This is a genomic window from Pseudomonas sp. MNR3A (assembly GCF_009650575.1).
Taxonomy (GTDB): Bacteria; Pseudomonadota; Gammaproteobacteria; order Pseudomonadales; family Pseudomonadaceae; genus Aquipseudomonas; species Aquipseudomonas machongensis.
This window is the reverse complement of the sequence record NZ_VZZS01000038.1, coordinates 69,816-90,263: the sequence shown is the minus strand read 5'-3', so window position 1 is coordinate 90,263 and position 20,448 is coordinate 69,816. Positions and strand designations below refer to the sequence as shown.

The following is a 20,448-nucleotide window of genomic DNA, read 5'->3' as shown; positions in this document are numbered from 1 at the left end:
GCCTCAGGCCGCCACGCTGGCGGTGAACAGGTAGCCGGTGCCGTGGATGGTGATGATCAGTTGCGGCTCGGCCGGGTCGTCGTGCAACTTGCGCCGCAGGCGGCCAACCAGCACGTCGATGGAACGGTCGTTGGGCACCCACTCGCGGTTGCGGATCTGGTCCATCAACTGGTCGCGGCTGAGGGTGTGGCCACTGTTGCGCAGGAACACGCTCAGCAGCTGGAACTCGCCATGGGTCAGCAGGGTTTCACCGCCCTGCGGGTCGATCAACCGGCGTCGGTCGCTGTCCAGCGCCCAGTCGGCGAACTGCTTGAGGCAAGGGCTGGCGATGGCGCCAGGGCGGGTTGTCTGGGCGTGGCGCACGCGGCGGATCAGGTTCTTGGCCCGCGACACCAGTTCACGCGGGTTGAGGGGCTTGATCACATAGTCGTCGGCGCCGCATTCAAGGCCGACAATGCGGTCGATATCATCGTTGCGGCCAGTGATCAGGATGATGCCGACCTCCGAGCGCACCCGCAGCTCGCGGGTCAGGGTCAGACCGTCCTTGCCCGGCAGGCGGATGTCGAGCATGACCAGGTCCACCGGCTGGCTGGCCAGGTAGCGCTCGGCCTCTTCGGCGGTGTCGGCGCAGCGTACGTCGTAGCCTTCCCGCGCGAGATAGGCCTGCAACAGGTCACGAATGAGCGGATCGTCGTCGACGACCAGTACCCGAGGTGTCATTGCGTGTGGTCTCTTCTTTGATGTTGTTCTGAAACCCGCGCCAGCAGCCTACCCGGTACTGAACGACCGATCAACAGCCTCCCGGCAGGCTGAAGCGCCGACGCCCGCCGGCCTGTAGGCCATCGACCCAGGCCTCGCAAATCTGCACGCCCTGTTCCGGGGTGAAGGTGTTGGGATTGAGCCCCGATTCGAGCCACAGGCCATCGAGCAAGGCGCTCAGGCTGATCGCGGCAAGGTCCGCGTCGAAGGCCTGCCAGCCCTCCTCGCCGGCCAGCGCCGCCAGCAAGGCAGCCAGTTCGTTGCGGTATTCGGAGTAGGAGTGGTCGTGCGCCTGATTGATCGCCTCGGCGGTTTTCACCGCGCCCCAGAAGGCCAGCCAGGCGTCGAGCAACTGCGGGTCGAGCAACTCGGCGCAGAACGATCCGCGAAAGAACGCCGACAGGCGCTCGCGGGCATTGGGTGCGGCCTGCGCCATGGCCTCGCGCAGCAGGCCCATGACCCGCCCGGTCACAGCGCGGTAGGCCTCGGCGACCAGTTCGTCCTTACCCGAATAATGGTGACTGATCAGCCCTACCGACACCCCTGCCTCGGCGGAGATCTTGCGGATCGACGCGCCCTGGAAGCCATCGCGCTTGAGACAGGCCAGGGTCGCCTGGACCAGGATGGCCTTGCGTTCTTCGGGCGCCATGCGGTTGTAGCGGGCTTCCTGGGTCATGCGGATTCTCGTCGCGGCAGGTTGGACTGAACGACTGTACAACAAGGCGCAGCGCGTGATAAACCCTGTGCTCCGGCCAATAACAAGAATCCCAGCCATGTCCGACCTGATCACCTGCAGCCTCGACCAGGGTTTGCTGACCCTGACCTTCAACCGCCCCGACAAGCTCAACGCGCTCAACAGCGCGATGTACAGCGAGCTGGACCGCCATCTGCAGGCGGCCAGCGAAGACCCGGCCGTCGAGGTGATCCTGCTGACCGGCGGCGCGGCCTGCTTCAGCGCCGGCAATGACCTGCGCGACTTTCTCGACAACCCCCCACGTGATCTGGACAGCCCGGTGTTTCGCATGATGCGCACCGTGCTGGCACTGGACAAGCCGCTGCTCGCCGCCGTCAACGGCCCCGCCATCGGCATCGGCTGCACCCTGCTGCTGCACTGCGAGCAGGTGCTGGTCAGTCGCTCGGCGAAACTGCGCATGCCCTTCGCGCCCTTGGGCGTGTGCCCGGAATTCGGCTCGAGCCTGCTGCTGCCACGCCTGCTCGGGCATCAGCGGGCGGCGCGATTGCTGCTGACCAACGAGTTGCTCAGCGGCGAACAGGCACTGGCCTGGGGCCTGGCCAATGAGCTGCATGACGACGGCGAACAGTGCCTGGCGGCCGCGGTGGCGCTTGCCCGGCGCTTGCAGGCCATGCCGCAGCAGGCCCTGCGCATCAGCAAACGCCTGCTCAAGGATGGGCAGCGACGGGAGCTGGAAGAGACCGTGCGGCGCGAGGGCGAACTGTTTATCCAGTGCCTGGCCAGTGATGAAGCCAGGGCGGCGTTGCAGGCATTGGTCAAGCAGTAGCAAAGCACACCGATCTCGGTGTAGGAGCGGCCTTGTGCCGCGATCGGGCGCGAAGCGGCCGCAAACTCGGCAACCGAGGTTTTCCTGATAGATCTCGGCGCCTGGTTTTACGGCCGCTTCGCGCCCGATCGCGGCACAAGGCCGCTCCCACAGGGGTTGGACTGGCCTTTAGATTCTGAACAAGACGCTTGCTCCTGCACACAAAGGAGCAGCCTGCGGCGGATAGAAGCATTTCGCCACCAGTCATTCCTTTGTCATCTTGCTGTCTTATTTTTGCTGCACCACAGGGCCCGGGAACAACACAACGTGAACCGCCGCTCCCCCTCGCCTGCAGGCTTGTTGCCCCTGCTGCTGCTGATGCTGTGCACCGTCACCCTGGCCTTTCTCTGGGGGCTGCATTTCACGCAAAAGGCCGCCGCCCGTCATGATGCCCTGGCGGCCAAGGCCGCCGAGCACCTGAACCTGGCCAGCATCGTCGGCGAAAGCCTGCGCCAACTGGTCGATCGGGCCCAGGCCGTAGGGCGTGTCACTCAGGATGACCTGCTCAGCATGCGCCAGGGCAACCTCAGCCTGGCGCGGCTGTTGGCCGAAGACCCCGTGTTCAAGCGCATGAGCCTGTACGACCAGCAGGGTCGCCTGGTCTCTGCCAGCCCTATCGACGAGGCCCAACAACTGCCGGAAGACTGGCTCAAGCAGCTCAAGCAACATGTCGCGCGCCATGGTTTCAAGCCCTTCATGCCCCAGATCGCCCCCGACAACGCCCCCAACGCCTTGCCAAAATGGCGCCTGCCCTTCCTGCTGCCGCTGACCGACCTGAGCGGCCGCGAGATCGACAACATCCTCGTGGTACAGCTGGACATCGGCTACCTGGCGGTACTCTTCCAGCACATCGACCTGGGTCACAGCGGCCTGATGCGCCTGCTCCAGGCGGACGGCCAGGAGCGCGTACGCATCGACAGCAGCGGCGTGGTGGTGGCCGCCGAGTCGCTGGAGCCGGAACTGCCCAGCGGCAACAGCGACGCGGGGCAGTTCACCCAGTACACCTACGCCAGCACCTACCAGAGCCTCTACCGCCGGGTCGCCGACCGCGGCTTCAGCGTGGTGGTCAGCCAGCGTCATGACGAGATTCTCGCGCCCACCACCCTCGCCTACGACCGCCAGTTCTGGCTGAACCTGTGCATGACCCTGCTGATCCTCGGCGGCCTGTTCTGGAGCCTGCGCCTGCTGCGCAAGCGTCAGGAAGCCTTCAGCGAGCTGGAGCAGACGCAACAGGTCAACCAGCAGTTGATCGGGCGTCTGGAGGATGAACATCGACGCAGCAGCCACGCCGCCGCCACCGACCACCTCAGCGGCCTGCACAACCGCCGCCAGTTCGTCGAAGTCGCCGCCCAGGCCCTCGCGCGCCAGCGCGCCCGGCGTCGCTTGACGGCGATCCTGTTCATCGACATGGACCGTTTCAAGTCGATCAACGATTCACTCGGTCACAAGATCGGCGACCTGTTGCTGCAAGCCGTCGCCGGGCGTATCCAGCGCATGCTCGAACCCGAAGACGAAGCCTCGCGCTTCGGCGGCGATGAATTCGTGGTGCTGCTGGCCGGCAACCGCAGCGAGGAACAGATCGACGCCTGGGTCCGCGCGCTGGTGGTGAAGCTGTCCGCGACCTACGCCCTGGACGGCAAGGAAGTCAACACCAGCCCCAGTGTCGGGGTGAGCATCGCCCCGCGCGATGACCAGGAAATCGACAGCCTGATCCGCTGTGCGGACGCGGCGATGTACTCGGCCAAGCAGGCTGGGCGTGCGCAGTACCGCTTCTTCGACCCTTCGCTGAACCTGCCCGACATCCAGGCCTTCACCCTCGAACAGGCCTTCGGCAGCGCCCTGGCCGAGCACCAGTTCGTGCTTCACTTCCAGCCGCAGATTCGTCTCGACACTCTGCAGGTACTGGGCTACGAGGCACTGGTGCGCTGGGAGCATCCCGAGTTCGGCCTGCTCTACCCGGACCGTTTCATCGGCATGGCCGAGCGCAGCGGCTTCATCGTCGAGCTGGGCTGGGAGGTGCTGCGCCTGGCCTGCGAGGCGTTGGCGAGCTGGCAGGCCCAGGGCCGTGATACGCGCCTGGCGGTGAATGTCTCGGCGCTGCAACTGCGCCAGGCCGACTTCAGCGAGCGCTTGCTTGAAACCCTGGCGCAGCATGCCATCGACGCGCGGCACCTGGAGCTGGAGATCACCGAAACCACCGTGCTCGACCCCGAAGGCACGGCCCTCGAGCACCTGCACCGGCTGCGCGCCGCCGGTATCGGCATCAGCCTCGACGACTTCGGTCGTGGCTATGCGGGCTTCGCCCACCTGCAGGCGCTGCCGCTGTCGAAGCTGAAGATCGACCGCGCCCTGATCGCGCCGCTGTGCAACAGCCATGATGACAGCCCCATCGTCTCCTCGACCATCATCCTGGCCAAGCGCCTGGGCCTGGAGGTGGTGGCCGAGGGCGTGGAGACCCGCGAGCAGCTGGTGTGCCTGAAGCTCGCCGGTTGCGATATTGCCCAGGGCTATCACTTCAGCCGTCCGCTGTCGCCGGCACAACTGCGCGACTACCCGCCCTTCAATGCCCTCGAGGAAAAATCATGCGTGCATTGAAGGCACTGACACTGCTGGCCCTGATGCTGCCAGCGCTCGCCGCGCGGGCCGACTGTGCGCCCCGCAGCCTGCGCCTGGCGGTGATACCGCTCAAGGGCGCCGAGGCGATGCTGCGCGAAAACCAGCCACTGTTGCAGCGCCTGAGCGAGGCCACGGGCGTGCCGGTGGAGCTGGTGGTCGCGCCCTCCTACGAGGGCGTGGTGGATGCCATCGTCTCCGGCGGCGCCGACATCGCCCGGCTGGGGCCGGCCTCCTATGTACTGGCGCACCGTCGCGACCCGCAGGTCGAGGCCTTCGCCACCTTCACCCTGAGTGCCGGGCCCTATACCCCGGCCGGCAACCACTACCAGGCATTACTGCTCACCCGCAGCCCGGGGCCTGCGGACCTGACAGCGCTGCGCGGCAAGCGCGTGGCACTGAGCGACCCGGCCAGCACCTCCGGCAGCCTGGTACCGAGCGTCGAGTTCGCAGCGCAGGTGACCACGCCCTTGCAGCGCTACTTCGGTGCGCTGGTGTACGCCGGCACCCATGACAAGGCGCTGCAGGCCCTGCTGCAAGGGCGCGTCGATGCCGCCTTCGTCGCCAGCGAGCGCGCCGACGCCTACCTTGCCAGCCACGCCATCGCCCCCGCCAGGCTCCAGGTGCTGTGGCGCTCGGCGCCGATCTACTACGACCCCTACGTGTTCCGCGCCAACCTGTGCCCGGCGCTCAAGGCCCGCATTCGCCAGGCCATGCTCGACGACCCCGAAGCCCTCGCCGCCTTCGCCCACTCCCAGGACGCCAGCGGCCTGGTTGCGGTCAGCCATGCCGAGTATGCCGCGCTTGAGCGGATGATGGACGCCGCGCTGGCGCCACGCTGAAAGATTCAACTTTCGCCAGTGTCCGGCGTCCAAGCAATGACACCACAGTCATTGCGGAGGTTCTTCATGGCGATTCGCGCCACCTTGCTGGTTTCCTGCCTGGCCCTGGCGCTGGGCGGTTGCGTCGGCTCCTCGGCGGACAAGCCGCCACCCAAGACCATGCCGGTCAATCTCGAGCAGTACCAGGGCAAATGGTACGAACTGGCACGCCTGCCGATGTTCTTCCAGCGTGACTGCGTGCAGTCCGAAGCCAATTACCAGTTGCGCGAAGATGGCCAGGTCGATGTCACCAACCGCTGCCGAGACGATGACGGCGAGTGGCAGGAGGCGACCGGCATTGCTCAACTGCAGCAACCCGGCCAGACCGACAAGCTGTGGGTGAGGTTCGACAACTGGTTCAGCAAACTGGCGCCGGACACCGCCAAGGGCGAATACTGGGTGCTGTACCACGATCCGGACTACCGCGTGGCCGTGGTTGGCCATCCGAACCGCGAGTACCTGTGGCTGCTGTCGCGCACGCCTACGGTGAGCGAACGCACGCGCAACCAGCTGCTCGAAGTGGCCCGCCAGCGCGGCTACGATACTCGCGAGCTGATCTGGCGCCAGCCCGACTGATATCTGCGGCTCAACGCAGGTCCTGGGTCACCTGCCCGACCGCCTGCACCACGCGGCGTGCGCCTTCCTGAATATCGGTGATGGCGCTGCCCGCCTGGCCTGCCAGGGTCAGCCCGACCCCCGCCTGCTCGCGGCTGTGTTCGATCTCCACCACTGCTTGATCGGCCAATTGCTGGTTACGCGCCACCACCGCGACGATCTCTTCGGTCGCCGCGCTGGTGCGCGCTGCAAGCTGGCGCACTTCATCGGCGACCACGGCAAACCCGCGCCCCTGCTCGCCTGCACGGGCCGCTTCGATGGCAGCGTTGAGCGCCAGCAAGTTGGTCTGCGAGGCGATGCTGCCGATGGTCTGCACGATCGAGCTGATGACCAGAGACTGCTTGCCCAGGGCCTCGATGGTGGTCGAGGCGCTGTGCATCTGATCGGCCACCGCCTGCATGGTCTGCACCGCTTCCTGCACCACGCTCGCCCCCTCGCGGGCACTGACGTCGGTGTTGCGCGACACCTCCAGGGCCATTTGCGCAGCGCGGCGGATATCGTCCTCCTTGCGCACCTGGTCGGTGATCACCGAGGCGAACTTGATCACCCGGCTGATCTTGCCCTCGGCGTCGTAGACCGGGTTATAGCTGGCCTCCAGCCAGACTTCCTGCCCCCGGCTGTCCAATCGGCGGAAGCGCCCGGCGACATAGCGCCCGCTGTTGAGGGTCTTCCAGAACTCCTGGTAGGCGGGAGCTGCAGCCTCTTCCTTCGGGCAAAACAGGCGATGGTGCTGGCCGACCAGTTGCGTGAGCGAATAGCCCATGGCGCCGAGGAACTGTTCGTTGGCCGTGAGGATATTGCCTGCCAGGTCGAACTGGATCACCGCAGTGGAGCGCAAGAGCGCCTCGACGAATGCTCCGTTCTCACGGCTCTTGTCGATCTGTGCCGTGACTTCGCTGCCGTAGCCCTGTACGTAATCCAGACGGCCATCGTCGCCGCGCACCGGTAGCCAGGTCAGGTGCAGCCAGATCAACCGGCCTTCGCGGGTGAGGAAGCGGTAATCGTCACGAATCGGCTCGAAACGTGACAGCGCCTCGTTGAAGCGCCGATAGCACGGCAGAGCGGTCACGTACCCCGGCACCACATCAGCCAGGGCCTGGCCAATCAAGGCGCCATGCGGATGCCCCAGCGCAGCCGAACAGGCTTCGTTACAGGCGCTGATCCGGCGCTCGGCGTCCAGGCGCAGGGCCAGGTTGCCTCGTTCCATTGGGTCGAGCAGCGCGCGCAGGCGTTTGACCTCGGCTTCGCTTGCCGCGAGCCGAGCTTTGATTTTGCGATCGAACATGGGACACCCTGCAAACAGTTGTGTGGTAGAGCACGCACGCATCCTGCAAGCCAGCTTCCCTGGTGGCCGTCAGGCCCCGACTTCCGGGGGCCCGTCACTTTCAAACGAGAATGTGATGCAGCATCTCAGGAAAGACCGAGCGCCGCTATCAAAGTGCTATTAGCCGTTACAAAATAACGTTTTGATCCGATGAACGGTCGTGCGCTATTGGGGGGATGAGGGGCTAGAGGAGGTTGGCTGGAAGGGGGGTTGGGGCTGGAAGGTGCTCGCCCCCACACAAAACCCTCGAAAGAGATGACTCCTACACCGCCCGCGCCAACCGCCACAACCGTGCGATATCCCCCGCCCGCGCCTCAAGCAGCGCCCCGGCCTCGGCACAAGCATGCTCAAGTGTCATCGGCCCGCTGGTCACGGCGAACGCGGCATCGATGCCATGGGCATACAACGCCTCGTAGCCCTCCCCCAAGGTGCCGGCAATCACCACCACCGGCACACCGTGACGCTTGGCCACGCGGGCCACGCCCATCGGGGTCTTGCCGCGCAGGGTCTGGGCATCGAAACGGCCTTCGCCGGTGATCACCAGGTCCGCGCCCTGCACCAGCCCGTCCAACCCGGCGAGCTCCGCCACCACTTCGACCCCAGGACGAAAACGCGCGCCCATGAAGGCCTTGGCCGCAAAGCCCATGCCGCCCGCCGCACCGCAACCGGGCGATTCACGCAGGTCTTCACCCAGCAACTGCGCGCAATGATCAGCGAAATGCCCCAGTGCCTGGTCCAGCTGCAATACCTGCTCGGGCGTTGCGCCCTTCTGCGGGCCGAAGATCGCCGAGGCACCATTGACCCCGCACAAGGGATTGTCGACATCCGCCGCCACCTCGAACTGCACCTCGGCCAGGCGCGGATCGAGGTCGCTGGCGTCGATGCGTGCCAGTTGCGCCAGGGCCAGGCCGCCCTCGGCCAGTGCCTGGCCTTCGCGGTCCAGCAAGCGCAGACCCAAGGCCCGCAGCATGCCGCTGCCAGCGTCGTTGGTGGCGCTGCCGCCGATGGCGAGCACGATGCGCTGCGCACCTGCCGCCAGGGCTGCGGCAATCAGCTCGCCGGTGCCCCAGGTACTGCTGCGACAGGCATCGCGCTGCGCGCTGGGCAGCAACTGGATGCCACTGGCCTGGGCCATCTCGATCACCGCGGTGCGGCTCTGCGCCAACCAGCCCCAGCTCGCCTCCACTGGCGCCCCCAGCGGCCCGCGCACCACCTGGCGGCGCTGCTCGCCCTCGGTGGCCGCGACGATCGCCTCCATGGTGCCCTCACCGCCATCGGCCATCGGGCACTCGATTCGCTCCGCCTCGGGCCAGACCTTGGCCAGCCCGGCGCTGATCGCCCGGGCGACACCGGCGGCATCGAGGCTGTCCTTGAACGAATCGGGGGCGATGACGACTTTCATGGTGAATCTCCTGGTCCTGTTAGCCCGCATGCTGACAGCTGCGCGCCAGAGCGGCCTCGGTCGGATGCACAAAACACCCGGCCGGTTGTTTGGGCAAATGCCACTGCCCGGATCCGGGATTCACTCGGCGGGTAGCAGTTGCAAGCCCAGGTACAGGCTCAGCATCCCTTCCAGACGCAGCGGATCCACCTCGCCCAGTTCAGCGATACGCTCCAGTCGATAACGCAGGCTGTTGCGATGGATCCCCAAGGCATCGGCGCACGCCTGGCTTTGTCCGTCATGGGCGCACCAGGCACGCAAGGTGGCGAGCAATTGGCCGCTGGCATCCTTGGCGCGGATGCGTTGCAGCGGTTCGAGCAACTCGTCCAGGGCATCATCGTTGCGGTGGCGCCAGAGCAACGCCGGCAAGCGATAGCGCGACAAACTCAGCACGCGCTCGGCGGGCACTACCTCGCGGCCATACGCCAACAGGTCGCGGACCCGACGGTAACCTCGTCGCAGTTGTTCCAGGCTCTGCGCCACACTGCCCAGGGCCAGGCGCTGGACCTGCCAGCCGTGGCGCTGCAAGCGTTCGATCAGGCGCACCTCGTCCAGCGCCACGCTTGCCGGACGGCACCAGAGCAACGATTGACGCGCCGGGCTTACGCACCAGCTGTCGGGGTAGCGGCTGGTCAGCCAGGCCGACAGCGCTTCGCCCGGTGGCCCAGCCTCCAGTTCGAACAGGCAAGGCACCCTTGGCAGTTGCGGCTTGAGCCCCAGTTGCCGGGCTTCGTCCACCAGCCGGGGGGACTCGCCACTGCCACCGAGCAGCAGCGCCAGCAGATCGTCGCAGCGCTGCCGGCGCCACTGTTGCTCGATCTGCAGGTGACGCTGGGCCAGGAGCATCTCGGCGGTCATGCGCACCAGCTCGCCGTAGGTGCGCAGTTGCTGTGGATCGCCGGTCAGGCCGAGCACGCCGATCAATCGGTCGTCGAGCATCAACGGCAGGTTCACCCCTGGCTGCACGCCCTTGAGACATTTGGCCGCCTCGCTGTCGAGTTCGACGATGCGCCCATTGGCCAGGACCAGTTGCGCCCCCTCATGGCGGGTATTGATGCGCTCTGGCTCGCCGCTGCCCAGGATCAGGCCCTGGCTGTCCATGACGTTGACGTTGCACGGCAGGATCGCCATCGCCCGGTCGACGATATCCTGGGCCAGGTCGTGGTCAAGCTCGAACATGTGGGTTCCTTGCAGTGACAGACTTTGTTCCGCAGCACAGCCGTGCGTGCCCTACGCTGTGCAAAAGCACAAAGACAGCGGCGCCCTGCTCGCCGAGACTCGTTTCAGGCGAGCGCCGGAACAGGCGCCGCGAGACAACCATAACAACAGAGAATTTCATCATGGCACACAGCCCTGCCCCTGACCAAGGCCAAGACCCCAGCCGCAATGCGCTGTACCGGCGCATCACCCTGCGGTTGATCCCGTTCATTTTCATCTGCTACCTGTTCAACTACCTGGACCGCGTCAACGTCGGCTTCGCCAAGTTGCAGATGCTCGACGCGCTGAAGTTCAGCGAGACCATCTACGGCCTGGGCGCCGGGATCTTCTTCATCGGCTACGTGCTCTGCGGCCTGCCCAGCAACCTGGCGCTCAACCGCTTTGGCCCACGGCGCTGGATCGCGGTGATGATGATCGCCTGGGGCACGCTCTCGACCTGCCTGCTGTTCGTCACCACGCCGATGGAGTTCTACGTGCTGCGCCTGTTCACCGGCGCCGCCGAAGCCGGCTTCTTCCCCGGCGTGGTCCTGTATCTCTCGCGCTGGTTCCCGGCTGACCGCCGGGGCCGCATCATGGCCCTGTTCATGTCGGCGATCCCGGTCTCGGGCCTGCTCGGCGGGCCGTTCTCCGGCTGGATTCTCGACCACTTCGCCGCCGGCCAGCACGGTCTGGCGGGCTGGCAGTGGATGTTCCTGATCCAGGGCCTGCCGACCGTGGTGCTGGGCATCCTCGCGGTGTTCCTGCTCAGCGACGGCTATCAGAAGGCCCCGTGGCTGTCGGACAGCGAGCGTCAACTGATCGCCAGGGACCTCGCCGCCGATGCCGCGAGCAAGCCGAGCACCACCGGCGACAGCGTGTGGGCCGTGCTGACCAACCCACTGATCTGGACCTTCGGCTTCGTCTACTTCTGCATCCAGAGCGGCGTCTACGCGATCAACTTCTGGCTGCCATCGATCATCAAGAACCTGGGCTTCGACAGCCCGCTGCTGATCGGCTGGCTGAGTGCGATCCCCTACCTGCTGGCCGGTGTGTTCATGATCATCGTCGGTCGCTCGGCAGACCTGCGCAACGAACGCCGCTGGCACTTGGTGGTGCCGATGCTGATGGGCGCCATCGGCCTGCTGATCGCGGTCAACTTCGCCAGCAACCCAACCGTGGCCATCCTGGGCCTGTCCATTGCCACCATGGGCGCCCTGACCGGCCTGCCGATGTTCTGGCCGATGCCCACTGCGCTGCTCAGCGCCAGTGCGGCCGTCGCGGGCCTGGCGATCATCAACTCGGTGGGCCAGATGGCCGGCTTCCTGAGCCCGTACCTGGTTGGTTTCATCAAGGACCAGACCGGCTCGACCGACGCTGCGCTGTACTCGTTGGCCGGAGTGATCGTGCTGGGCAGCCTGGTGGCCCTGCGCGTGTCGCGCGCCGGGGCACTGAACGCCGCACGAGCCAACTGACGCCTGGAGGCGCGGGCTTGCCCCGCGCCTGCCGCAACGGCATCTGCGCTCAGGGCGCCGCAGTCACCGCAACACCCTTGGCCTGGTCAGGGGTCACCACCTGGCTGAGGTCGATGTGACGAAAGTCCGGCTTGGCGCCCAGCCGCGCGTTGAAGCGCACGTTGAAGGTGAACGGGTCGTCGGTCGGCACATCCAGCGCCTGGCCGTAGATACGGGTGACGGCTGCGGCGTCATAGCCCAGCAGCTTGAGCAGCGTCGGATAGATGTTGTAGTGGCTAGAGGCGTTGCGGTTCTGTGCCAGGTGCGCCTGCCAGTCCAGGGCCTTGACGCCCGTGCCCTGGATCACCACCAGCGGTACCAGCCCCTCCTCCATCACCGGGTCGCTGTCGCAGTGGGTGTTAAGGCCCGGATTGCCGCGCTCATGCAGGTCCTGGCCATGGTCGGAGGTGTAGATCAGCACCGCCTGGCTCAGGTCGGCCTCGGCGAACAGGCGGCGGAAGAACTCGCCCACGTTCCAGCCCAGCGTATTGCGGTACGCGTTGCGATACAGCACCCAGTCTTCGGGGCGGCCATCGAAGCCGTCGCGGGTGCCGGTGTCGGCCACATCGGTGAAATGCCCACGCGGCAATGCCGGCTGGTAGGTCAGGAAGGCGTCGGGGTACTTGTCGTGCACCGGGAAATGCGCGCCAACCTTGTTGATCACGATCAGTTGCGGCTGGCCATCCTTGAGCAGGCTGACCAGTTGCTCCAGCGCCGCCATGTCGCGCTGCACCACGGGGGTTTCGTCGAACTGGACGAAGCGGTCGATGTCGCGCTTCTCGGCTTCGTCCATCAGGTTCTGCAGGTTGCCGCCGGTGCGCTGGGCATCGATGTACACCGTGCCCAGCCCTGCTCGCTTGGCGTATTGCCAGATCGACGGCTGGGTCGAATTGATGCGCAGGTAATCGCTGCGGGTGCCGCCGTAGCGCAAGGTGACGTTGGTGTCGGCGCTGCAGTTGGCCACCGAGGCCGCGTAGCCGTAGTTGACGATACTCACCCCTGGCTGCGGCTGCAGCAGGTGAGTCGCCACGCCGGCAGGGGTGTTGAGGTCCAGGTAGTTGCCCGAAATGCTCTCGTCGATGATCAGTACGATATCGCGCGCCATTGGCTTGCCGGACTGCGCCAGGCTCACCGGCTCGCGTGGGCCGACACGGTCATGCAGCGCCTCGTAGCCGAACAGGCTCACATAAGCCAAGGGTGTGTACATCACCGGCAGGCCGCGGGCCCCCTCGCCAGCGCGGATGAACAGCACACCGACCAGCAACGCCAGCGCCAGAAATGGCGCGACCACGGGCACCAGGCGCGGCAGGCGCAGCACAGCGCCCGGGCGCAACCCCACACCCAACAGCACCAGCAGCGCGTTGAACGCCGCCAAGGTGATCGCATAGTGGTACTGCTGTAGCGCTTCCTGGATGAAGCCACCGGCATACACCATGGACACGAACGCACTGTAGGTGAGGTAGGAATCGGTGATTCGCATATAAGCATCGAAGAACAGCGCACTCACCGCAAAAGCCAACGCCAGCACCCAGCGCAGCCAACCTGGGCGAATCCACGCCGCCAGCAGCAGCCCTACCACCAGCACCCCCGCCACGCCCAGGTAAAGCAGCAAAGGCAGGCCAAGACCCAGCGCTTCTATTCGCTCCCGGTAATAGCCATGAAAGCTCGCCAGGTAGAGGAACAACAGGGCCAGCTTGATCCATCCGCGCATGATTCGACCACTCCGGTCATGGGTTTTCATTCAAACCGTAGCAGTCTTGAAACAAATCACAAGCCGGAAAAGTCAATTTTCCGACGGTATCTCAACGCCATATTCTGGCGCAAAAAACGTATCGCGGTTGAGACGTTCTATCGTCATAACCCCGCATTATTCGTGGCCTGCAACCGTTCATCGGTTCATCGAACGGCCAAATGCCAGTAGCTTTCAACGCTAAACCCCGGATTGGCAAAGGGTTGGTGGCCAATGGCCGTTTTGTTTAGCGTCTGTAAATGCGACGAAACATGCCATTGGTTTGACGAATTTCCCGCGAGCTGAGCTATACAGAAATCACACCACTGTTTCATACCCCTTACTCATCCATACGAGGCACGCCGACATGGACGTGAGCGTTTTTGGCACTGGCTACGTAGGACTGGTACAAGCGGCGGCACTTGCCGACGTCGGCCACCGGGTCCTGTGCGTGGACGTGGATGCCCACAAGATCAACCAACTGCGTCAGGGCGTCCCGCCGATCAGCGAGCCGGGCCTGTCGGGCCTGCTGGAAGACAACATCAAGGAAGGTCGCCTGCTGTTCAGCACCCAGGCCAGCGACGCGGTCAGCCATGCCGAGCTGATCTTCATCGCCGTCGGCACCCCACCTGACGAGGACGGCTCGGCCGACCTGAGCCATGTGCTCAACGTCACCCGGCAGATTGCCGAGCTGATGGAGGCCGACCGCACCCTGATCGTCAAATCCACGGTACCGGTCGGTACCGCCGACCAGGTCGTGACCCTGGCCCGCGACGAACTGCAGCGCCTGGGCAAGGGCCATTTGCAGGTGCGCGTAGTGTCCAACCCCGAATTTCTCAAGGAAGGCAGCGCCCTGGCCGACTGCATGCGCCCCGACCGGATCATCGTCGGCACCCATGACGAGGTCGCCCATGACCAGCTTGCCGAGCTTTACGCGCCCTTCTGCCGCAACCACGAGAAGCTGATGTTCATGGACAACCGCAGCGCCGAGCTGACCAAGTACGCCGCCAACGCCATGCTCGCCACACGCATCAGCTTCATGAACGAACTGGCCAACCTCAGCGAGCACCTGGGTGCCGACATCGAAGCGGTGCGCCGCGGCATCGGGTCGGACCCACGCATCGGCTACCACTTCATCTACCCCGGCTGCGGTTTCGGTGGTTCGTGCTTCCCCAAGGACATCAAGGCGCTGCTGCACACCGCCGAGCACAGCGGCATGCCCCTGCGCCTGTTGCAGAGCGTCAACGAAGTCAACGACCAGCAGCGGCGCATCCTGTTCGCCAAGCTCAAGCAGCGCCTGGGCGGGCTGCGCGGGAAGTCCATCGCCCTGTGGGGCCTGGCCTTCAAGCCCAATACCGACGACATGCGCGAAGCACCGAGCCGCTACCTGATGGAAGCGCTGTGGGACGAAGGCGCCACGGTGCGGGCCTATGATCCCGAAGCGATGGACGAATGCCGACGCCTGTACGGCTACCGCGACGACCTGCAACTGTGCGCCACCCGCGACGACACCTTGCAGGACGCCGACGCCCTGGTGATCTGCACCGAATGGAAGAACTTTCGCGTGGTGGATTTCTCGCTGCTGGCCAGCAAGCTGCGCGCACGGGTGATCATCGACGGCCGCAACCTGTACAACCCCGAGCAGGTCGCCGCCCACGGCCTGCACTACAGCGGCATCGGCCTGCGCCAGGTCGCGCCCGACCAGAGCGCCCCACAGGTCGGCGCGCCATGAAAGTGCTGGTCACCGGCGCGGCCGGTTTCATCGGTGCCCACACCTGCCTGCGCCTGCTGCGCGACGGTCATGAGGTGCTGGGCCTGGACAACTTCAACGACTACTACGATCCGTCGCTCAAGCACGCTCGCGTGCACTGGGTGCGTCAGAACGTCGGTGACTTCCCCCTGCACTGCCTGGACCTTGCCGACCGCGACGCCATGGCCCGGCTGTTCGCCCAGGAGCGCCCCGAGGTGGTGGTGCACCTGGCTGCGCAAGCCGGTGTGCGCTACTCGCTGCAAAATCCCCAGGCCTACCTGGACAGCAACCTTGCGGGCTTCCTGAACATTCTCGAAGGCTGCCGGCGCCACCCGGTGCAGCACCTGCTGTACGCCTCGTCCAGCTCGGTGTATGGCGCCAACCAGCGCACACCATACCGGGTGCAGGATGCAGTCGATCATCCGCTGTCGCTGTACGCCGCCACCAAGAAAGCCAACGAGGCCATGGCGCACAGCTACAGCCATCTGTTCGGCATCCCTTGCAGCGGCCTGCGCTTCTTTACCGTCTATGGCCCCTGGGGCCGCCCGGACATGTCGCCGATGCAGTTCGCCCGTGCCATCAGCGAAGGCCGGCCGATCCAGCTGTTCAACCATGGTCGGCACCAGCGCGACTTCACCTACATCGACGACATCGTCGAAAGCCTGGCGCGGCTGCTGCCCTACCCGCCCCGCGCCGATGCGCAGTGGGATGCCTTCAGCCCCGACGCGGCCAGCAGCGCAGCGCCCTGGCGCCTGTTCAACATCGGCGGCCAACGCCCGGTGGAACTGCTCGACTACCTGGCCCTGCTGGAAAAACACCTGGGGCGCGATGCGGTGATCGAGTTGCTGCCGCTGCAACCGGGCGATGTGCTGGCCACCTGTGCCGATGCCAGCGCCCTGGCCCGGGTCACCGGCTTTACCCCAACGATTTCCCTTGATGAAGGGCTCGGGCGATTCGTCGCCTGGTTCAAGCACTACTACTCGCACGGTGCCACAGATGGCGAACCTGCAGGCGAGCAGCCGAAACAACGGAGGGTGATATGACAGGACAACCGAAAAGCGCCCAGCTGCAGGCGCTGTACCAGGATAAACGCATGGATCCGGCGCACCGCCAGCGCATCGATGCCGCCATCCACATGCAAGGCCGTGGCTGGATGACCGGGCGGGTCGGCGGGCGCCCTTGGACGCTGTCGCGGACCAACCGCGTGCTGTCATGCCTGGCGGCGCTGAACCTGCTGCTGTTGCTGTCGCCGGTATTCCTGGCATTGGCGGTGATGATCAAGAAGTCCAGCCCAGGCCCGGTGTTCTTCGTGCAGAAACGCACCGGCTACCGCGGCCGCCTGTTCGGCATGTTCAAGTTCCGCACCATGGTCGCCAACGCCGAGGCGCTGAAAGACTCGGTACGCCACCTGAACAAGCACGGCGCCGACTCCATCGATTTCAAGATCGACAAGGACCCGCGCATCACCTCGGTGGGCAGTTGGCTGCGGCGCAGCAGCCTGGACGAGCTGCCCAACCTGATCAACGTGGTCACCGGCGACATGCGCCTGGTCGGCCCGCGCCCTACCTCGTTCAACGCCTACCGCTACAAGGATAACCACCTGGCACGGTTGTCGATCTACCCCGGCATGACCGGCCTCTGGCAGATCTCCGGACGCAGCAACATCGATTTCGACCAACGCGTAGAGCTTGACCTCAGCTACATCAACGAACAGAGCCTGCTGCTGGATCTGAAAATCCTGCTCAAGACCCCGTTCAAGGTTTTCACTGGCCACGGAGCAAGTTGAGATGGACGGTTCCACTTCTAGAAGCCTGAGTATCGCCAACCCGAGCGAGACCAACCTGACCGCCACTGTCCTCGACCTCGACCAGCGCACCCTGCTGCTGACCGCGGCCAACACCGGAACCGGCACCAGCACCAGCGCCCTGGCCTTCGCCAGCCAGCTGGCGCTGATGAGCGCGGGTGCGGTGCTGCTGATCGACGGCAGTTCCAGCAGCAATGGCCTGAGCCAGCAACTGGGGCTGAACAAGCTGCGCGGCTACACCGACCTGTTGTTCGACGAGGACACTCCACCCTTGGCGCAGGACTGCGTGGTGCACCTGTCCGACCAACCATTCGACGTGCTTCCGGCGGGCACCTGGAAGCGCGGCCGCGACCGCCTCGACCCCGAACGCCTGCGCATCCTGTTGCGCCAGTTCGCCGCCCACTACCGCTTCGTGGTGATCGACGGCGAGGCCATCTATGCCAGCGCCGACAGCCTGGTGATCGGCACCCTGGTCGATGGCGTGATCCTGGTGGTGTGCGCCGAGGAAACCCGCTGGGAAGTGGCCCAGGCTGCCGCCCAACGGCTGACGCAAGCTGGCGCGCGGCTGATCGGCAGCGTGTTCAACAAGCGCAAGTACTACATGCCCAAGTGGCTGTACGACAACCTGTGAGAGGACGCACGCCATGATCGCCATGAGATACCCCTCGATTGCCCTGTGCGTGCTCGCCCTGGCCGGTTGCGCCAGCCAGGAAAGCCGCGAAATGCCGGTACAGATCCTCACCGCACCAGCGGCCGAGAGCCAGGCCACCGAAGTCGCCCGCCGCGAACAGGTGCTGCGGCCACAGGACGTGCTGGAAGTGATCTTCCACGTCAGCAACCGCTCTGCCGGGGTGTACCGCATCCAGTCCGGTGACACCCTGGACCTCAACTTCATGGCCGCCAGCGGCCTGAACGGCCAGCAGCTGGTGCAGCCCGACGGCAGCATCACCCTGCCATCCACCAACGCGTCGGTGCGCGTCGAGGGCCTGACCCCGAGCGAAGCGGAGAGCGCCATTCGCCAGGCCTACAACGACAAGCGCGTGTTCAAGCCCAACCGCGACCAGGTAACGGTGCGCGTGCTCAGCCCCATGACCGACGAGGTCAACCTGAAGAACGCCCTGAGCCACCCCGGCACCGGCATGAGCCGCGACATCACCGTGGGCAACGACGGCCGCGCGACCTTCCCGGAAATCGGCTCGGTGCCGCTGCAGGGCATGACCGTCAACCAGTTGCGTGACTACCTCAACGAGCGCTACGCCAGCCTGCCCGGGCGCATGAGCGTGGATGTGCTGCTCAAGTCCACTGCCGCCAACGAGATCTACGTGCTCGGCGAAGTCGGCCAGCCGGGCGCCTTCCAGATCCGTCGTCCGGTGTCGGTGCTCGAGGCCCTGACCCTGGCCCGCGGCCCGACCCTGAAGGCCAAGCTCGGCTCGGTGGTGATCATGCGCCGCGAAGGCAACACCGTGCATGCGGTCAACTACGACGTCGACCAGGCCCTCTCCGGCGGTAGCCAGAAGCTCGCCTATCTGCAGCCCGAAGACATGCTCTATGTACCCAAGACCAAGCTTGCCAGCGCTGCCGAGCTGTCCCGGCAACTGGCTGACGTGGTGCTGTTCCAGGGCTTTGGCTTCAGCTTCAGCTACCGCGTCGACAACAAAGAAAGCAACGACTGACCAGGGGACGGACCATGACCACGCAACCGAAAGAAAACTATGTGCATGAGTTCTTCCGCATCTTCTTCGCCAACCGCCAATTGGTGAAACGGGTGTTCCTGATCTTCGCGGTGATCGCGGTGATTCTGCCGCTGGTGCTCAAGCAGAGCTTCGACATCACCGCCGAAGTCATCGTGCAATCGAAGAAGCTCTCGCAAAGCGATACCAGCTCCTCGCTGGCGCAGCAGGCGGACCAGTTCATCCCGCCGTCGCTGGCCGACATGGAGACCGAGAGCAACATCCTGCGCTCGCCCACGCTGATCCGCCAGACCATCAGCCAGCTGCGCCAGGAAGGCCAGTACCAGGCCGAACCCGGTCTGCTGCGACGCACCGTGATCGACCCGCTGCGCCATGGCATCGTCGATCCGCTGCATCGCCTGCTGGGCAAGTCGGTGGCCGACGAGCGCGATACCCAGCTCGACGAGCTCACCGATCAGGCGGTCAAGGACCTCAAGATCGAGACCCTGCCCGGCTCCAACGTCATCTCGGTCACCTACAGCGCCGATGACGCCCGGCTCGGCACCCTGTTCGTCGCCCGCCTGCTGGACAACTTCCTGAAGAACCGCCAGGACCTGCAGTCCAACGAGCTGCCCGAGACCTTCTACGAGCAGAAGAAACTGCACTACCAGGCGCGCCTGGGCGACCTCGAGGGCCAACGCCTGGCCCTGCTGACGGCGATCGGCTCGTCCGATCCGAAAGAAGAGATCACCTTCCGCCTCAATGCGATCAACACCGAGGAACAGGCACTCAACCTGCAGCGCGACCGCAAGCTGGAAAACCAGCAGTGGCTCGACTACCTGCAGAGCAGCCTGGCCGCGGCGAGCAAGGCGAAGATGGCCGACTATGCCTTCCCCTACACCTTCACCACCACGGTCGATAACGTCGCCTTCGAAGACCGCGAGATCAAGCAACTGGGCGAGCAGCTGACCACCCAGTTGGCCCGCTACAACGGCGATGCCACGGTGTTCCAGCCCGGGGCCGAGCAGATGGTCATGGCACGCCAGCAGATCGCCCAGCTGCGCGGCCAGTTCCTCAAGATCGTCGAGAACCGTATCCGCGAACGCCAGCAGGACCTGGCCGTGACCCAGCAGGTGATCGACCAGAAGACCCAACGCATCGGTGAATACAAGAACCGCATCACCGAGCTGCGCGAGACCCAGAGCAAGACCCGCCAGCTCGACACCGAGATCGATGCCCTGCACAAGGCTTTCTCCACCTACGCCCAGCGCTATGAGGAAAGCCGCGGCCAGGGCCTGCTCGATGGCAGCCAGTCCAACGCGCGGATCCTCAGCGCACCCTATGAGCCGGCCACCGCGTCGTTCCCAAAACCTGGCCTGATCATCCCGTTCGGCCTGGTCACCGGCCTGCTGCTGGCCATCGCGCTGGTCTACGTCAAGGAGTTCTTCGACCACCGCTTCAAGCACCCTGCACAAATCAGCCATGAGCTGGGCCTGCCGGTGCTGCTGGTGATCAACGACCAGACCCCGGCGCTGCCCAACCCGCACAAGTCGTGGTCGCTGCCTCGCCTGATGCACTGGGTGCGCAATTGAACG

Annotated in this window: 16 protein-coding genes and 2 pseudogenes; 11 read left to right on the top strand and 7 right to left on the bottom strand. The window is 65.2% G+C overall.

Translation table 11 applies throughout. From position 1 onward, the window contains the following. Positions 1-3: 3 nt before the first annotated feature. Both F6X62_RS24120 and F6X62_RS24115 read right to left on the bottom strand, forming a co-directional pair. Positions 4-720: a response regulator gene (locus F6X62_RS24120; RefSeq protein WP_054894133.1), complete on the bottom strand. Its 717-nt coding sequence runs from the start codon at positions 718-720 to the stop codon at positions 4-6. Positions 721-790: 70 nt separating this feature from the next. Then, positions 791-1,435: a TetR family transcriptional regulator C-terminal domain-containing protein gene (locus F6X62_RS24115; RefSeq protein WP_063544536.1), complete on the bottom strand. Its 645-nt coding sequence runs from the start codon at positions 1,433-1,435 to the stop codon at positions 791-793. Between the two features lie 97 nt (positions 1,436-1,532). Here F6X62_RS24115 and F6X62_RS24110 point away from each other — a divergent pair, with 97 nt between their 5' ends. The 4 genes from F6X62_RS24110 to F6X62_RS24095 all read left to right on the top strand — a co-directional run bounded on the left by F6X62_RS24110 (position 1,533) and on the right by F6X62_RS24095 (position 6,388). Next, on the top strand, positions 1,533-2,279 hold the full coding sequence (locus F6X62_RS24110; RefSeq protein WP_153774929.1) for an enoyl-CoA hydratase: 747 nt from the start codon (positions 1,533-1,535) through the stop codon (positions 2,277-2,279). A gap of 306 nt (positions 2,280-2,585) precedes the next feature. Further along, positions 2,586-4,913 carry an EAL domain-containing protein gene (locus F6X62_RS24105; RefSeq protein ID WP_153774928.1) on the top strand — a complete coding sequence of 776 codons (2,328 nt, stop codon included), beginning with the start codon at positions 2,586-2,588 and terminating at the stop codon, positions 4,911-4,913. Next, positions 4,901-5,773 carry a phosphate/phosphite/phosphonate ABC transporter substrate-binding protein gene (locus tag F6X62_RS24100; protein WP_153774927.1) on the top strand — a complete coding sequence of 291 codons (873 nt, stop codon included), beginning with the start codon at positions 4,901-4,903 and terminating at the stop codon, positions 5,771-5,773. Before F6X62_RS24105 ends, F6X62_RS24100 begins: the two co-directional genes overlap by 13 nt. Before the next feature lie 66 nt (positions 5,774-5,839). Further along, positions 5,840-6,388, top strand: coding sequence for a lipocalin family protein (locus tag F6X62_RS24095; RefSeq protein ID WP_153774926.1), 549 nt, complete (start codon positions 5,840-5,842; stop codon positions 6,386-6,388). Between the two features lie 10 nt (positions 6,389-6,398). Here the strand turns inward: F6X62_RS24095 and F6X62_RS25750 are convergent. From F6X62_RS25750 to F6X62_RS24080, 4 genes and pseudogenes are all read right to left on the bottom strand, one after another. Continuing rightward, positions 6,399-6,833 (bottom strand): annotated as a pseudogene (locus F6X62_RS25750) (methyl-accepting chemotaxis protein); the annotation flags it as partial. A gap of 108 nt (positions 6,834-6,941) precedes the next feature. Further along, positions 6,942-7,634 (bottom strand): annotated as a pseudogene (locus F6X62_RS25745) (PAS domain-containing protein); the annotation flags it as partial. A gap of 379 nt (positions 7,635-8,013) precedes the next feature. Then, positions 8,014-9,153 (bottom strand): glycerate kinase, encoded by a 1,140-nt coding sequence (locus tag F6X62_RS24085; RefSeq protein WP_153774924.1) that lies wholly within the window; start codon positions 9,151-9,153, stop codon positions 8,014-8,016. Between the two features lie 120 nt (positions 9,154-9,273). Then, on the bottom strand, positions 9,274-10,371 hold the full coding sequence (locus tag F6X62_RS24080; protein ID WP_153774923.1) for a sugar diacid recognition domain-containing protein: 1,098 nt from the start codon (positions 10,369-10,371) through the stop codon (positions 9,274-9,276). A 161-nt stretch (positions 10,372-10,532) separates the two neighbouring features. Between F6X62_RS24080 and F6X62_RS24075 the strand changes: the two genes are divergently transcribed. Continuing rightward, positions 10,533-11,861: an MFS transporter gene (locus F6X62_RS24075; protein WP_153774922.1), complete on the top strand. Its 1,329-nt coding sequence runs from the start codon at positions 10,533-10,535 to the stop codon at positions 11,859-11,861. 49 nt (positions 11,862-11,910) lie between these two features. On the opposite strand, the gene F6X62_RS24070 is transcribed toward F6X62_RS24075, so the two are convergent. Further along, entirely contained in the window at positions 11,911-13,611 is a 1,701-nt protein-coding gene (locus tag F6X62_RS24070; protein WP_153774921.1) for a sulfatase-like hydrolase/transferase, read from the bottom strand. Positions 13,612-13,996: 385 nt separating this feature from the next. Between F6X62_RS24070 and F6X62_RS24065 the strand changes: the two genes are divergently transcribed. From F6X62_RS24065 to F6X62_RS24040, 6 genes are read left to right on the top strand one after another with little or no spacing between them, the layout of a single operon-like run. Beyond that, complete coding sequence (locus F6X62_RS24065) at positions 13,997-15,361, top strand: UDP-glucose/GDP-mannose dehydrogenase family protein (RefSeq protein WP_063544520.1); 1,365 nt, start codon at positions 13,997-13,999, stop codon at positions 15,359-15,361. Continuing rightward, the gene (locus F6X62_RS24060) at positions 15,358-16,422 is read left to right on the top strand and encodes an NAD-dependent epimerase (protein ID WP_153774920.1); all 1,065 of its coding nucleotides are present in this window, start codon (positions 15,358-15,360) and stop codon (positions 16,420-16,422) included. Before F6X62_RS24065 ends, F6X62_RS24060 begins: the two co-directional genes overlap by 4 nt. After that, the gene (locus F6X62_RS24055) at positions 16,419-17,165 is read left to right on the top strand and encodes a sugar transferase (RefSeq protein ID WP_054893959.1); all 747 of its coding nucleotides are present in this window, start codon (positions 16,419-16,421) and stop codon (positions 17,163-17,165) included. The genes F6X62_RS24060 and F6X62_RS24055 overlap by 4 nt, the downstream gene beginning before the upstream one ends. Position 17,166: 1 nt before the next feature. Continuing rightward, positions 17,167-17,814 carry a CpsD/CapB family tyrosine-protein kinase gene (locus F6X62_RS24050; RefSeq protein WP_054893958.1) on the top strand — a complete coding sequence of 216 codons (648 nt, stop codon included), beginning with the start codon at positions 17,167-17,169 and terminating at the stop codon, positions 17,812-17,814. A 22-nt stretch (positions 17,815-17,836) separates the two neighbouring features. Beyond that, positions 17,837-18,856 (top strand): polysaccharide biosynthesis/export family protein, encoded by a 1,020-nt coding sequence (locus tag F6X62_RS24045; RefSeq protein ID WP_054893969.1) that lies wholly within the window; start codon positions 17,837-17,839, stop codon positions 18,854-18,856. A 14-nt stretch (positions 18,857-18,870) separates the two neighbouring features. After that, positions 18,871-20,445, top strand: coding sequence for a Wzz/FepE/Etk N-terminal domain-containing protein (locus F6X62_RS24040; RefSeq protein WP_153774919.1), 1,575 nt, complete (start codon positions 18,871-18,873; stop codon positions 20,443-20,445). The last annotated feature ends 3 nt before the right edge of the window (positions 20,446-20,448 follow it).